Raw genomic sequence first — 12,481 nt, forward strand, 5'->3', positions numbered from 1 at the left:
AGCACGTCGCGGACCACGGCGGCGAGGCTTTCGAGGCGGGGTTTCGACACCCTGCCCGCCGGAGTCAGCGGCGAAATCCGGGCGCGGTACAGGGCCTCGCAGACATAGATGTTGCCGAGGCCGGCGACGGTCCGCTGGTCCAGCAGGGACACCTTGATGTTCTGCTTCTTGCCCGAGAAGGCCTCGGCCAGATGCGCCCCGGAGAAGCCGTTGCCGAGCGGCTCGGGGCCGAGGGCGACGAACCACGGGTGGGCCTCGACCTGATCGGTCGGGATCAGACCCATGAAGCCGAAACGGCGGGCGTCGGCAAAGCCCACGCGGGTGGCGGCCCCGTCCCTGATGGCGCTGAGGCTGAGGTGCTCATGCTTGCCGACGATCGGCGCGGGCGTCTCGAACTCGCCCAGCTGGGTGCCGTCCAGGGTGAAGCGGCCGGTCATGCCGAGGTGACTGACCCAGGTTTCGCCTGTCGACAGCGGCGTCAGCAGATATTTGGCGCGACGGTCGATACGCTCGACGACGGCCCCCTCCAGCCGCTCGGTGAAGCGGTCGGGGAAGGGAAAGCGCAGGTCCGGCCGGTTCTGGCGCACCCGCGTCAGACGCGCGCCGATCAGCACGGGCTCAAGGCCACGGCGGACGGTTTCGACCTCGGGAAGTTCGGGCATTTTTTGAGGGACTGGGGATCAGGGATTGGGGATCAGGGGCGAGAGGCGAGGGGCGAGGGGCGAGGGGCGAAAACCCATATTCACCGTTGGGCTCTGACAGCCAACCCTTCCTGATCCCTATTCCCTGGTCCCTACCCCCTGTTCCCTCGTCTCGCCCTCTCTCCGCCGCTTTCGTCGGCGATAGGACCCCGTTACGCCAGTGCGTGTTCCTCGCGCACTGGCGTTTCCACGTGCGTCCCTGTAAGAGGCGCGCGCTCCCCGCACCGTCGCCACTATCCAGCGGTCCGCTCTCGTCCGGCCGCCTTGCACGTCTGATAATCAAATGAATCTGCGCAACGTCGCCATCATCGCCCACGTCGACCACGGCAAGACCACGCTGGTGGACCAGTTGCTGGCTCAATCCGGCGTCTTCCGAGCCAACGAGGCCCACGCCGAGCGGGCGATGGACTCCAACGATCAGGAAAAAGAGCGCGGCATCACCATCCTGGCCAAATGCACCTCCGTGCTGTGGCATGGCGAGGCCGGAGACACCCGCATCAACATCATCGACACCCCGGGCCACGCCGACTTCGGCGGCGAGGTCGAGCGCATCCTGGGCATGGTGGACGGCTGCGTGCTGCTGGTGGACGCTGAAGAGGGCGTCATGCCCCAGACCAAATTCGTGCTGACCAAGGCCCTGAAGATGGGCCTGAAGCCGATCCTCTGCATCAACAAGGTCGACCGCGCCCACGCCGATCCGGACAAGGTCCACAACGCCGCCTTCGACCTGTTCGCCGCCATCGGCGCCACCGACGAGCAGCTGGACTTCCCCCACATCTACGCCTCGGGCCGCGCCGGCTGGGCGACGATGGATCTGAACCAGCCCTCCGACAATCTGAATGCCCTGTTCGAGCTGATCGTGCGTCACGTACCCGAGCCAAAGGTCGCCGAGAACAAGAACAAGCCGTTCCAGATCCTGAACGTGCTGATCGAGTCCGATCCCTTCCTGGGTCGCCTGCTGACCGGCCGCATCGAGAGCGGCAAGGCCACGCCGGGCATGGCCATCAAGGCGCTGGACCGCGACGGCAAGATCATCGAACAGGGCCGTATCACCAAGGTGCTGGCCTTCCGCGGCCTGAAGCGTCAGCCGGTTGACGAGGCCGAGGCGGGCGACATCATCGCCATCGCCGGCATGTCCAAGGCCACCGTCGCCGATACCTTGTGCTCGCTGGAAATCACCGACGCCCTGCCCGCCCAGCCGATCGATCCGCCGACCATCTCCATGACCGTCTCGGTCAACGACAGCCCACTGGCCGGTCGTGAAGGCGACAAGGTCCAGTCGCGCGTGATCCGCGACCGCCTGCTGAAGGAGGCCGAGGCCAACGTCGCCATCCGCGTCACCGAGACCGGCGGCAAGGACGCCTTCGAGGTCGCCGGGCGCGGCGAACTGCAACTCGGCGTGCTGATCGAGAACATGCGCCGCGAAGGTTTCGAACTGTCGATCAGCCGTCCGCGCGTGGTCTATCAGACCGGCGAGAATGGCGAGCGGCTGGAGCCCATCGAGGATGTGGTGATCGACGTCGACGACGAATACACCGGCGTGGTCATCGAGAAGCTGTCGGCCCGCAAGGCCGAGCTGAAGGACATGGGCCCGTCGGGTGCCGGCAAGACGCGCCTGACGCTGAAGTCGCCTTCACGCAGTCTGATCGGCTACCAGGGCGAATTCCTGACCGACACGCGCGGTTCGGGCGTGCTGAACCGCGTGTTCAGCCACTATGAGCCGCACAAGGGCGCCATCGAGGGCCGCCTGAAGGGCGTGCTGGTCTCGAACGGCGACGGCGAGACCGCCGCCTTCGCCCTGTGGAACCTCGAGGACCGCGGCGTGATGTTCGTCGGCGGCGGCGAGAAGACCTACCAGGGCATGATCATCGGCGAGAACGCGCGCTGGGACGATCTGGACGTCAACCCGATGAAGGCCAAGGCGCTGAACAACATCCGCGCCTCGGGCAAGGATGAGGCGGTTCGCCTGACCCCGCCGCGGCGGCCGTCGCTGGAACAGGCCATCGCCTATATCGAGGAAGACGAGCTGGTCGAGGTCACGCCCAAGTCGATCCGCCTGCGCAAGGCCGTGCTTAACCCCTCATTCCGCAAGAAGCGCGTCCGCGAGGAATAATCCGCCGGCTGTTGCGAGACGAAAAAAGGGCGGTTCCGCGAGGAGCCGCCCTTTGTCGTTTGGCCGCGAAGGCAGGACCTTCAGGCCCGACGCTTCACCAGACCCAGCAGGAAGAGCAGCAGGATCGCGCCGATCGTGGCGACGATGGTGGAGCCGATCCAGCCACCCCAGGCGAAGCCCAGAGCGTTGGCCACAAAGCCGCCGATGACGGCACCGACGATGCCGACGATCAGGTTGGTCAGCAGACCGTGGCTGCGGCCCATGATCTTCTCAGCCAGGAAGCCGGCGATGATGCCGACGATGATCCAGAAAATGATGTTCATTGGTGAGTCCCTTCCTCAGACAATCAGTCTCGTGGCCATAATGCGTCGGAGCGCCGACGGTTGCGCTTGTTCGATCGAAGATTGCTCTCCGACTCTCCCCCGGCACCCGAACGCGGCATGGCGCTTGCCACCCGGAGGGCCAGCCGTCCCGCTTCGGGACATCCCGCAGCAAGGGAAAATGGGGCCATGGCCACCGATATCGACCTGCACCTAGGGCGTCGTGTGCGCCGTCGTCGTCGCCTTCTGGGCCTGACGCAGCAGCAACTGGCCACCCAGGTCGGAATCCGCTTCCAGCAGATCCAGAAATACGAGTGCGGCGCCAACCGCATCTCGGCCGCTCGCCTGTGGCAGTTGTCCGAGGCGCTGGAATCTCCGGTCAGTTATTTCTACGACGGCCTGGAAGAGGCCATTGAACGCCGGGAGGCGGCCAATCAGGGCGGCGAAATGTTTTCCCGCAAGGAAACGCTCGACCTGATCCAGGCCTATTATCAGCTCGACGAAAAGCCGCGTCGGCGGCTGCTGGACCTGGCCAAGTCGCTGCATACCGAGAGCAGCGCGGCCTGACAGGCGAGTGACGCGCGGCGAGTGGCGAGTGGCGAGGGTTCGCTCCTCCTGTCTCGTCCTCGTCGCCCGGCCGGCTGTGACGAGGCGGATTGACTCGTCACTCGCCACTCGCCACTCGCCACTGCATGACCGAGCATGAACTCTTCGCCATCGAACTTGCCCGCGAGGCCGCCCGTGTCTCCCTGCCGTATTTTCGCGGCACCTGCACGGAGACGGACAAGGGCGGGCCCGGCGCATTCGATCCGGTCACCCAGGCCGACCAGGAAGCCGAAACGGCGATCCGTCGACTGATCGCGGCGCGTTATCCCGATCACGGCGTCATCGGCGAGGAGTATGGCGAGGACCGGCCAGACGCCGACCATGTCTGGATCCTCGACCCGATCGACGGCACCCGCGCCTTCATCGCCGGTTTGCCGCTGTGGACCAATCTGATCGCGCTGCGAACCGAGGGCCGCCCGAGCGTCGGCGTCATCGGCCAGCCTTATCTGGATGAGATTTTCCTCGGCGGTCCATCTGGCGCGCGAATGCTGAAAGGCGGCGCGGAAACGGCTCTGGCCGTTCGCGCCTGTGCGAGTCTCAACGACGCCGTCATCGCCACCACCGACCCCGACATCTTCAACGGCGCGGAACGGGGCGCATGGACGCAACTTCGCGCGGCGGCCCGCCTGGCCCGACTGGGCTGCGACGCCTACGCCTATGCCATGCTGGCCGCGGGACGGATCGACCTGGTGGCCGAGAGCGAACTGAAGGTCTGGGACTGGTTCGCCCTTGTCCCCGTGATCGAAGCGGCGGGCGGCAAGGTCGTCGACTGGCGCGGCGAGACTCCCGACGGAGGCGGTCAGATCCTGGCCGTCGGAGACCCCCGCCTGATCGATCAGGCCTTGGTGACGCTGAGACGGGCGTCGCGTTAGACCACTTTTGCTTCAGGTCGAATCGACCTGAATCCAAAAAATGGTCCAGAATCATGCGGGAGCGAAATCTGAGACTCAGGCCGCTTCGATCGGCTCCGGCGACGGCTCGGTCACGGCCAGAGGCGACAGGTCCTCGACCGGCGAGACATAGGCCGCCATGGCGTCGAACTCGTCCAGAAAGACCCCACGCAGGTCGTCGGTCTCCATGATGATCTCGTGCTTCGACCCCGGAACCTCGACGTAGCGACCGCGGCCCAGGCGTTTGGCGGCCCATTTGTTGGTCTGTTTCCAGACACGGTCGTCCTCGCCGGCCTGGACGATCGCGACGGGCGCGCGGACGGCCTTCAGCGCCTTGGGCTTGAGCGACCGTTCGCCCGCGTCGAGGCCGAAGGCCAGCCAGCCCCAGGTCGGGCCGCCGACGGCCAGATGGGGGCAGGCGTAGAGCTGTTGCCGCCACTGTTCGTAACGGGACGCGTCGGACGTCAGGGCGTCCTTTTCGAACGTGTGGTCGAAGGGATCGTCGGGATTGTCGAGCACATAGTCGCCCGCCTTGCCGTGGCGCAGGTTCCAGCGCACCGCCAGCTTGACCGACCAGGCCGAGCGCTTGCCGGTCTTGATGCGGAGCATGGGGCCGGTCAGGACGGCACCCGAGAACCGCTCGTCCCCGCCCTGCAGCGACATCAGGTTCAGCACTCCGCCCATGGAATGACCGACCATGATCCAGGGCTTGGGCGCGCGGGTTTCGAAGGCCTCCAGCAGGCGGGAGTAGTCGTCCAGGAACTCCTCGACCGCACGGGCGTGGCCCTTGAGGCGGTCGGGGAGCAGGCGGGCCGACAGGCCCTGCCCTCGCCAGTCGTGGGCCAGCACGCACCAGCCACGCGCCAGCAGGTTGCCGATGACCTCGTAATATTTCTCGATCGGCTCGGTCCGGCCCGGGCTGACGATCACCGTGCCACGCGGCTTGCGGGCGACGAGCGTGGAGGGCGTCCAGAAGGCGGCGCGCAGGCGCAGGCCGCCGGCACCGCGAAACCACTCGCCGTGGCCACCCGGAGGCGCGGAGGCGCCCGGTACCCCCATCAGGGGGGCGTTGGCGGCGTAGGCGGCGGCTCGGATCACTCTGGCTTCCTGAATTTCAAGGTCATGCGATCGCTCTCGCCGATCTCGTCATATTCGGTCCGGTCGAACAACGGGTCCGGCGGCGACCCCCGCGGCGCGGTCAGGCGCTGGGGCGCGAGGGTATCGACGCCGAAGGCATGATCCTTGTCATCCCTTTCATTCGCGTTGATCTCCGAGGCCGCGACGAAGGCGAAACCGGCCTCGGCGCCCAGTTGCCTGACGAAGGCCTCCTGCACATAACCGCTGGCGGCGGCCGGATCCTGATCGGCCTCGGGGCCCAGCCGGTGCTGTTCGACGCCCAGAACGCCGCCCGGCCGTAACGCCGAATACGCGTCGGCGAAGGCCTTCTCGACGATTCCTGCGGCCATCCAGGCGTGGATGTTGCGCATGAACAGGACCAGATCAGCGGTTCCCGCTTCCGTCACCAGCACCGACGTCGGACCAAAGGCGGACAGTTCAATCTCGCCGTAAAGAGGCCGGTCGCCGGTGAACCGTTTCTGGAAAGCAGCCGTTAACTGCGTCTGCGACGGGTCGGCACCCGGGCCGGTCTGGAATCCTGCGGCGACATAGCCGCCGTCGCCCTCGGCCAGATAGGGGGCGAGGATTTCGGTCCACCAGCCACTGCCCGGCCAGAATTCCACGACCTTCATGCGGGGCTGAAGGCCGAAGAAGCGCAGAGTCCCCATCGGGTGACGGTCGGCGTCGCGAACCTTGTCCTGCGCCCGCCAGGGCCCGGCGACGGCCCATTCCAGCGACCCTTTGGGCGGACCGTCGGCCGTGGCGGGCGGTTCGGCGGTCTTTTCCTTGCGGCCGCAGCCGGCCACCGCAAGCAGGCCGAGAGTCGCGACGCCGGACATCAGGCCGCGACGCGACGCCAGAAACGGCCGACGTTCGGATGGGTCAGACATCCACACCCCTTGCCGAGCCGGTTCGTCCCCTGCGATCCAGCACCCGAGGCGGGGCCTTAACCCTGTTCACTGTCCCCGTCAAAACGCCGGCCGTCATGCCGTTATCAGGCCGGCTTGCGGAAGCGCAGGGTCATGCGGTCACTTTCGCCGATGGCATCGTACTCAGCCCGCTCGGCCTCACTCAGAGGCGTGGGTCGGTCGGTTGCGACGCCTTGACGGGGCGCGCTGGTGCGCACCGGCGGGAGAGTCCAAACGCCGAAGGGATGGTCGTGGTCGTCCTTGGCGTTGGCGTTAAGCTCGCTGCGCTCGTCCAGTATGAAGCCGGCGGCCTCTGCAGCGCGGATGACAACGCTCTCCGGCATGTAGCCGGTCGGGGCGGTGATGTCAGGGTTCAGGCCTTCGACGCTGCGGTGCTGTTCGACCGCGAGAACGCCGCCCGGCTTCAGCGCCTTGAAGAAGGCAGCCATATTGGCTTCAGTGCGACCGCCACGATGCCAGCCGTGAAGCGACCGGGCCACCAGGACAATGTCGGCGGTCCCGTCGTCCACGCCCATGCTCTCGACCGGACGCGCGACCGCGACATAGGTGCCGCCGGTGGCCTCGGCATAGGGCCGCAGGATGGCACCCCACCAGCCCGCGCCCGGCGCGATCTCGACAATGGTCGATCCCGGCGTCAGCCCCCAGAAGGTCAGTGTCTCGAGGGGCCGGCGATAGGGATCCCGCGCCGCGTCGGCCGGTTGCCCCTCGACGGCGGCCCTCTTCCGGGCGTCCGATCCGATCGCCGCCCGCAGGGCCGCATCCTCCTGAAGCACCGGCGGCGTCATTTCGGCGCGGCGGGCGATCCGCTGGCTGGGCGTCTCGTCCAGCGTCGGCAGGGCCGGAAGGGTCTGGGCGAGAGCGACGCTTGGAAAGGCGAGGGCGGCAGTCACGGCGAGGACGAGCAGGCGCATGGCGGTCTCCGGCTTGGGTTGAAGGATGTCGGTAACCATTACGGCCTGCGGTCCGGAGGGCAAGGCTTGATGGCTTCGATGCGACCGATTGGCGCCGGAACGGGTTGCCCTTGACGCGGGCGCGCGCCTTTCCGCATCGGCTCTCGGGGATGCCGATCGACGGCTTCTCCAGACCGGGCGGGGCCGCACGCGGACCGCCGGAGACGACGCCGGGGCCGAGCGGACCTATCTGCATCTCGGCCTGGCCGAGCGCGACTTCGAGCGGCGCTTCCAGCTGATCGAATATATGGTGGTCAAGACGGCGGATCTGTCGAACGGCCTGCCGTCGATCGAACTGGTCCGCGAACTGCCCGAGGCGCCGAAGCCCCGCCGCATCGACATCGGCGGCGGCTCGAAACTGATCGAAAGCAAGACAGGAAAGGCCCACTCGGCCTCAAGCAGCCGCAAGGCGATAAGCCAAAGCTGGCCTCAAGCAGCCGCAAGGCGATAGGCCCAAAAAAGAGACAGGGCGGCGTTCGCGTCGCCCTTTTTTCGCGTCAGGGGGTGGGCGGGCTTTTGATTTCCAGCCCGCGCACGGACGTGGTGTCGGTCCCGATCATCTCGGCCTGCGACAGGCAGGCGCCGCGCAAGATGGCACGGGTCAGATCGGCGTCGTTCAGATTGGCCCGCTTGAGGTCGGCGCCGGACAGGTCGGCGCCCTTGAGGCAGGCCCCGGTCAGGTCGGCGGGCAGCAGGCGGTCGGCGCTCAGCATCAACGGCCCTAGCTGGGCGCCGCGCATGTCGGCGCCGTTCAGCCGCGCTCGCACCAGTCGCGCGCCACGCAAATCCGCGCCCTTCAGATTGACCGAGCGCAGGTCGGCGTCCTCGAGATGCGCGCCCTGCAACTGAACGCCCTCCATGTCGAGGCCGTAAAAGACCGCCCCCCTGGCGGACAGGGCAGTCAGATTATAGCCCTTGATCGAGCGCAACGCGCGAAGGTCGACGCCGTCGAAGACCGAGGGGCGGCCCTGGGTGCCGTCGGTCTCGCACCATTGGGCGTGGTCGGCCAGCATCTCGGCGGCCGGCATCTTGCCGACGGGCGCGCCTACCGAGCGGTCGTCGGTCAGGGCCCCGGTCATGTCCGCGCCGTCGGTGCGCCACATGGCGAATTTGACCCCCACGAGGATGGAGTCCCTGAGGTCCGCCCCGGTCAGATCGGCGCCCGACAGGTCCGCGCCGGCCAAATCCGCTCCTCTGAAGCTGGCCTGTTTCAGGTTGGCTCGGACCAGCTTGCATTCCTTCATGATCGCGTCGGTGAAGTCGGCGGCGACGGCGACAACGCCGGTCAGCTTGGAGCGCTGCAGGTTGGCACCCACCAGACAGGCCCCCTGGGCTTGGGTGTCGTTGCGCCACTTGGCCTCGACCACGCGAAAGCCCAGCTTGGAGTCGGCGGCGGCGATGGTGCCTTCGCGCAGGTCCGCCTCGAACAGATCAGCGCCGGTCAGGTTCGCCCCGCGCAGGGAGGCCCCGCGCAGGTCGGCGCGGCGCATGCTGGCGTCGACCAGGATGCAGTCCTGCATGTCCGCGCCGAAGAAGGTGGCGTTGTCCAGCTTGGCGCCGGTCAGGTCCGTGCCGATCAGGCAGGCGGCGGCGAAATCGGCGTCGGCGAGGTTGCGCCCCGCCAGCGACAGGCCGGAAAGATCCAGCCAGGCCAGGATCGCGCGGGCCCCGCCGGGCTTGGCCTGCCACAGGCGGTCGTGCCGCGCGCAGATGGCGTCCAGCTCCTGTTGATCGATCCGCCTTCTGACGGCCTGGGTGTTGGATACAGCCATCCGTCCCGCTATGGCACAGCTCGCTTAAGGAAAGCTGAAGCGGCAGCCCTGTTCATGGAGTGAGAAGTCCTTGAGTCACAAGAGCTTCGGCCAATTCTCCGGACCCGACCCAGACCCGGGTGTAGCCCGCCTCGCCGAGCCGTTTAAGCTCGGTCGTCAGGTCGGCCTTGGACGAGGCCGCGAAGCGCGCGTCGAAGCCCGCCCCGTCGTCGCTGACCCGAACCATGGGACGGCCGGTCTCGACCCGGTGCAGATAGCCTTCGTAGAGAACCGCCGCCTCATCGGCCATCAGGCCGGTCTCGACCTCCAGCCCCGCTTTCAGCAGCCGTTCGACTCCGCGCCCCGACGCGAAGGGCGAGGGATCGACGGCGGCGACGACCACGCGCGCCACCCCGGCCTCCATCAGGAAATTCGAGCACGACTTGCGCCCCGACGACCGGGCCCCGCACGGCTCCATCGTCACATAGGCCGTCGCGCCGCGCGCCCGCTCGCCGGCGGCGGGGGCGGCCTGTTCCTCGGCATGGGGGCGGCCGCCGGGCGCGGTCGCGCCCTCGCCGACGATCTCTCCGCCGCTGACGATAACGCAGCCGACCGCCGGATTGGGCCAGGTCTCGCCCATGCGGGCCTTGGCCAGGTCGATGGCTCGACCCATGAAGCGCGCGTCGTCGGCGGCCGTCATTCCGCGATCTCCGGCAGGGGCTTGGCGCGTCCGGCATCCAGATAGCGCGCCGCTGTCGGCTTTAGCTCGGCGTCCAGATCGATCTCCAGCGGATTGCCGGTGGGAATCTCGACGCCGACGATCTGGTCGTCAGGCACGGCAAACAGGTGTTTGACGATGGCCCGCAGCGAATTGCCGTGGGCGGCGATCAGCACGTCCTCGCCGGCCCTGAGGCGCGGCGCGATGGCCTCGTTCCAATACGGAAGCACCCGATCCAGCGTGGTCTTCAGGCTTTCGGTGTCGGGGATGGTCTGTCCGGCATAGCGGGGATCGCCCGCGAAATCCCATTCGCCGCCTGGAGCCAGTGGCGGCGGCGGGACGTCATAGCTGCGCCGCCAGATGCGCACCTGATCCTCGCCATGCAGCGCCGCCGTCTCGGCCTTGTCCAGTCCTGTCAGACCGCCGTAATGCCGCTCGTTCAGCCGCCAGTCCTCGACCACCGGCACGTCTTTCAGCCCGGCCGAATCCAGCGCCAGGGCGCCCGTGCGTTTCGCCCGTTTGAGCACCGAGACGAACATCACGGCCGGATGGAAGCCCGCCTGCGCGACCAGCTCGCCCGCCCGACGCCCCTGCGCCTCGCCTTCGGCGGTCAGGCCGACATCGACCCAGCCGGTGAAGCGGTTCTCGAGGTTCCACTGGCTCTGGCCATGGCGCAGCAGGATCAGGCGGGGCATTCCGGTCTCCGATGAGGTCCGATTTGGGTAGGCCCGGGGTCTGACAGGGTCAAGCTTCGGGCGCAGCCTCCGGTTCCCCGCAGCCATGGCGGCCTTCGCGCGTTGTTGCGACCTGTCGGGACCGGAGGCTAGAAGGCGATCAGCTTCGGCGTGGCCCACGACCCGCGCCGACCGTCATCCGAGGACCGCATGCAAAAGCCCCGCGCCGATCTCCGCCCCAACACGGCCGACTATGAGACCATTGCTCTGGTCAAGCCGACGGGATTCCGTGAGTACGACGCGCGCTGGATCCTGGAGAAGGAGATCAACCTGCTGGGGATCCAGGCCCTGGGTCTGGGCCTCGCCACCTATGTCCACGAGATCGGACAGCGGCCGCGCATCGTTGTCGGCCACGACTACCGCTCCTATTCCCTGTCGGTGAAACAGGCCCTGATCCTGGGCCTGCTGGAAGGCGGGATGGAGGTGCTGGACATCGGCCTGGCCCTGTCACCGACGGCCTATTTCGCCCAGTTCGAGCTGGACTGCCCTTGCGTGGCGATGGTCACCGCCAGCCATAACGAGAACGGCTGGACGGGCGTGAAGATGGGGGCCAATCCGCCCCTGACCTTCGGCCCCGACGAGATCGGACGGCTGAAGGCCATCGTCCTGAACGGCGAGGGCGTCGGCCGCAAAGGCGGGTCGCTGACCCGGATCGAGGGCTTCCGCGAGAAATACCTGGCCGACATCGTCTCCAAGGTGAAACTGACCCGGCCGATCAGGGTCGTGGCCGCCTGCGGCAACGGCACCGCCGGCGCCTTCGCCCCCGAGGCCCTGCGCCGCATGGGGGCCGCGGTGATCGAGATGGACACCGAGCTCGACTACAATTTCCCGAGATACAATCCAAACCCCGAAGACCACGCCATGCTGATGCAGATGGCCGCCAAGGTGCGCGAGACGGGTGCCGACCTGGCCCTGGGCTTTGACGGCGACGGCGACCGTTGCGGCGTGGTGGACGATACGGGCGAGGAGATTTTCGCCGACAAGATTGGATTGATGCTGGGCCGCGACCTGTCGGCCCTGCACCCGAACGCCACCTTCGTCGTCGATGTGAAATCGACCGGCCTGTACAAGACCGACGAGGTCTTGAAGGCCAATGGCGCGACCACCGTCTACTGGAAGACCGGCCACAGCTACATCAAGCGCAAGACGGCCGAACTGGGCGCGCTGGCGGGGTTCGAGAAGTCCGGCCATTTCTTCTTCAACTCGCCCCTGGGCCACGGTTATGACGACGGCATCGTCGCCGCCGGCGCCGTGCTGGCGATGCTGGACCGCAACGCGGGCAAAAAACTGAGCGAACTCAAGGCCGCCCTGCCCGACGCCTGGACCAGCCTGACTATGTCGCCCCATTGCGACGACGAGCTGAAGTACGAGGTGCTGGAACGGATCGTGGCCGAGTATCAGGCTCTGGCCGACGCGGGCGGCTCGATCCTGGGCCGCAGGATCGTGGAAGCGATTACCGTCAACGGCGTACGTGTGCATCTGGAAGACGGGTCGTGGGTTCTGGTCCGCGCCTCCTCGAACAAGCCGGAACTGGTTGTGGTGGTCGAGAGCATGCGCTCGGACGAGGACATGCGCGCCCTGTTCCACCAGGAAGTTAAGCCCCGGCTGGCGAAATACGCCGAAATCGGTGCCTATAATCAGGAAATTTGAGCG

General features: G+C 67.2%; 13 protein-coding genes. 5 read left to right on the forward strand and 8 right to left on the reverse strand.

What is annotated here, in order from left to right; genetic code table 11:
- Positions 1–662: bifunctional DNA-formamidopyrimidine glycosylase/DNA-(apurinic or apyrimidinic site) lyase (gene mutM / locus ACESMO_RS03745; protein ID WP_372706843.1), on the reverse strand; the 662-nt coding region annotated here is incomplete at its 3' end.
- 322 nt (positions 663–984) lie between these two features.
- Between mutM and typA the strand changes: the two genes are divergently transcribed.
- The gene (typA, locus tag ACESMO_RS03750) at positions 985–2,814 is read left to right on the forward strand and encodes a translational GTPase TypA (RefSeq protein ID WP_372706844.1); all 1,830 of its coding nucleotides are present in this window, start codon (positions 985–987) and stop codon (positions 2,812–2,814) included.
- Positions 2,815–2,894: 80 nt separating this feature from the next.
- Here the strand turns inward: typA and ACESMO_RS03755 are convergent, their stop codons facing one another.
- Positions 2,895–3,137, reverse strand: a complete 243-nt coding sequence (locus ACESMO_RS03755; protein WP_372706845.1) for a GlsB/YeaQ/YmgE family stress response membrane protein — start codon at positions 3,135–3,137, stop codon at positions 2,895–2,897.
- Between the two features lie 186 nt (positions 3,138–3,323).
- Between ACESMO_RS03755 and ACESMO_RS03760 the strand changes: the two genes are divergently transcribed.
- Both ACESMO_RS03760 and hisN read left to right on the forward strand, forming a co-directional pair.
- A complete protein-coding gene (locus ACESMO_RS03760) occupies positions 3,324–3,701 on the forward strand; it encodes a helix-turn-helix domain-containing protein (RefSeq protein ID WP_372706846.1) in 378 nt (125 codons plus the stop codon).
- Positions 3,702–3,826: 125 nt separating this feature from the next.
- Complete coding sequence (gene hisN, locus ACESMO_RS03765; RefSeq protein WP_372706847.1) at positions 3,827–4,612, forward strand: histidinol-phosphatase; 786 nt, start codon at positions 3,827–3,829, stop codon at positions 4,610–4,612.
- A 75-nt stretch (positions 4,613–4,687) separates the two neighbouring features.
- Here the strand turns inward: hisN and ACESMO_RS03770 are convergent, their stop codons facing one another.
- From ACESMO_RS03770 to ACESMO_RS03780, 3 genes are all read right to left on the reverse strand, one after another.
- Complete coding sequence (locus tag ACESMO_RS03770) at positions 4,688–5,728, reverse strand: alpha/beta fold hydrolase (RefSeq protein WP_372706848.1); 1,041 nt, start codon at positions 5,726–5,728, stop codon at positions 4,688–4,690.
- Positions 5,725–6,636 carry a class I SAM-dependent methyltransferase gene (locus ACESMO_RS03775; protein WP_372706849.1) on the reverse strand — a complete coding sequence of 304 codons (912 nt, stop codon included), beginning with the start codon at positions 6,634–6,636 and terminating at the stop codon, positions 5,725–5,727. Before ACESMO_RS03775 ends, ACESMO_RS03770 begins: the two co-directional genes overlap by 4 nt.
- Before the next feature lie 104 nt (positions 6,637–6,740).
- Positions 6,741–7,586 carry a class I SAM-dependent methyltransferase gene (locus ACESMO_RS03780; RefSeq protein ID WP_372706850.1) on the reverse strand — a complete coding sequence of 282 codons (846 nt, stop codon included), beginning with the start codon at positions 7,584–7,586 and terminating at the stop codon, positions 6,741–6,743.
- Between the two features lie 88 nt (positions 7,587–7,674).
- Between ACESMO_RS03780 and ACESMO_RS03785 the strand changes: the two genes are divergently transcribed.
- A complete protein-coding gene (locus tag ACESMO_RS03785) occupies positions 7,675–8,076 on the forward strand; it encodes an Hsp20 family protein (protein WP_372706851.1) in 402 nt (133 codons plus the stop codon).
- A 46-nt stretch (positions 8,077–8,122) separates the two neighbouring features.
- On the opposite strand, the gene ACESMO_RS03790 is transcribed toward ACESMO_RS03785, so the two are convergent.
- From ACESMO_RS03790 to ACESMO_RS03800, 3 genes are read right to left on the reverse strand one after another with little or no spacing between them, the layout of a single operon-like run.
- Positions 8,123–9,397, reverse strand: coding sequence for a pentapeptide repeat-containing protein (locus ACESMO_RS03790; RefSeq protein ID WP_372706852.1), 1,275 nt, complete (start codon positions 9,395–9,397; stop codon positions 8,123–8,125).
- A gap of 52 nt (positions 9,398–9,449) precedes the next feature.
- Positions 9,450–10,076 (reverse strand): bifunctional diaminohydroxyphosphoribosylaminopyrimidine deaminase/5-amino-6-(5-phosphoribosylamino)uracil reductase RibD, encoded by a 627-nt coding sequence (gene ribD / locus ACESMO_RS03795; RefSeq protein ID WP_372706853.1) that lies wholly within the window; start codon positions 10,074–10,076, stop codon positions 9,450–9,452.
- Complete coding sequence (locus ACESMO_RS03800) at positions 10,073–10,789, reverse strand: 2,3-diphosphoglycerate-dependent phosphoglycerate mutase (protein ID WP_372706854.1); 717 nt, start codon at positions 10,787–10,789, stop codon at positions 10,073–10,075. Before ACESMO_RS03800 ends, ribD begins: the two co-directional genes overlap by 4 nt.
- A 189-nt stretch (positions 10,790–10,978) precedes the next feature.
- On the opposite strand from ACESMO_RS03800, the gene ACESMO_RS03805 reads away from it, so the two are divergent.
- Positions 10,979–12,478 (forward strand): phosphomannomutase/phosphoglucomutase, encoded by a 1,500-nt coding sequence (locus tag ACESMO_RS03805; RefSeq protein ID WP_372706855.1) that lies wholly within the window; start codon positions 10,979–10,981, stop codon positions 12,476–12,478.
- The last annotated feature ends 3 nt before the right edge of the window (positions 12,479–12,481 follow it).

Source organism: Brevundimonas sp. (assembly GCF_041688735.1).
GTDB lineage: Bacteria > Pseudomonadota > Alphaproteobacteria > Caulobacterales > Caulobacteraceae > Brevundimonas.

What these genes read in the sequence shown, in the direction of transcription:
- ACESMO_RS03755 (WP_372706845.1), bottom strand. Translation starts at nt 3,137, where the DNA reads ATGAACATCATTTTCTGGATCATCGTCGGCATCATCGCCGGCTTCCTG.
- ACESMO_RS03805 (WP_372706855.1), top strand. Translation starts at nt 10,979, where the DNA reads ATGCAAAAGCCCCGCGCCGATCTCCGCCCCAACACGGCCGACTATGAG.
- hisN (WP_372706847.1), top strand. Translation starts at nt 3,827, where the DNA reads ATGACCGAGCATGAACTCTTCGCCATCGAACTTGCCCGCGAGGCCGCC.
- typA (WP_372706844.1), top strand. Translation starts at nt 985, where the DNA reads ATGAATCTGCGCAACGTCGCCATCATCGCCCACGTCGACCACGGCAAG.
- ACESMO_RS03780 (WP_372706850.1), bottom strand. Translation starts at nt 7,586, where the DNA reads ATGCGCCTGCTCGTCCTCGCCGTGACTGCCGCCCTCGCCTTTCCAAGC.
- ACESMO_RS03775 (WP_372706849.1), bottom strand. Translation starts at nt 6,636, where the DNA reads ATGTCTGACCCATCCGAACGTCGGCCGTTTCTGGCGTCGCGTCGCGGC.
- ribD (WP_372706853.1), bottom strand. Translation starts at nt 10,076, where the DNA reads ATGACGGCCGCCGACGACGCGCGCTTCATGGGTCGAGCCATCGACCTG.
- ACESMO_RS03760 (WP_372706846.1), top strand. Translation starts at nt 3,324, where the DNA reads ATGGCCACCGATATCGACCTGCACCTAGGGCGTCGTGTGCGCCGTCGT.
- ACESMO_RS03800 (WP_372706854.1), bottom strand. Translation starts at nt 10,789, where the DNA reads ATGCCCCGCCTGATCCTGCTGCGCCATGGCCAGAGCCAGTGGAACCTC.
- ACESMO_RS03790 (WP_372706852.1), bottom strand. Translation starts at nt 9,397, where the DNA reads ATGGCTGTATCCAACACCCAGGCCGTCAGAAGGCGGATCGATCAACAG.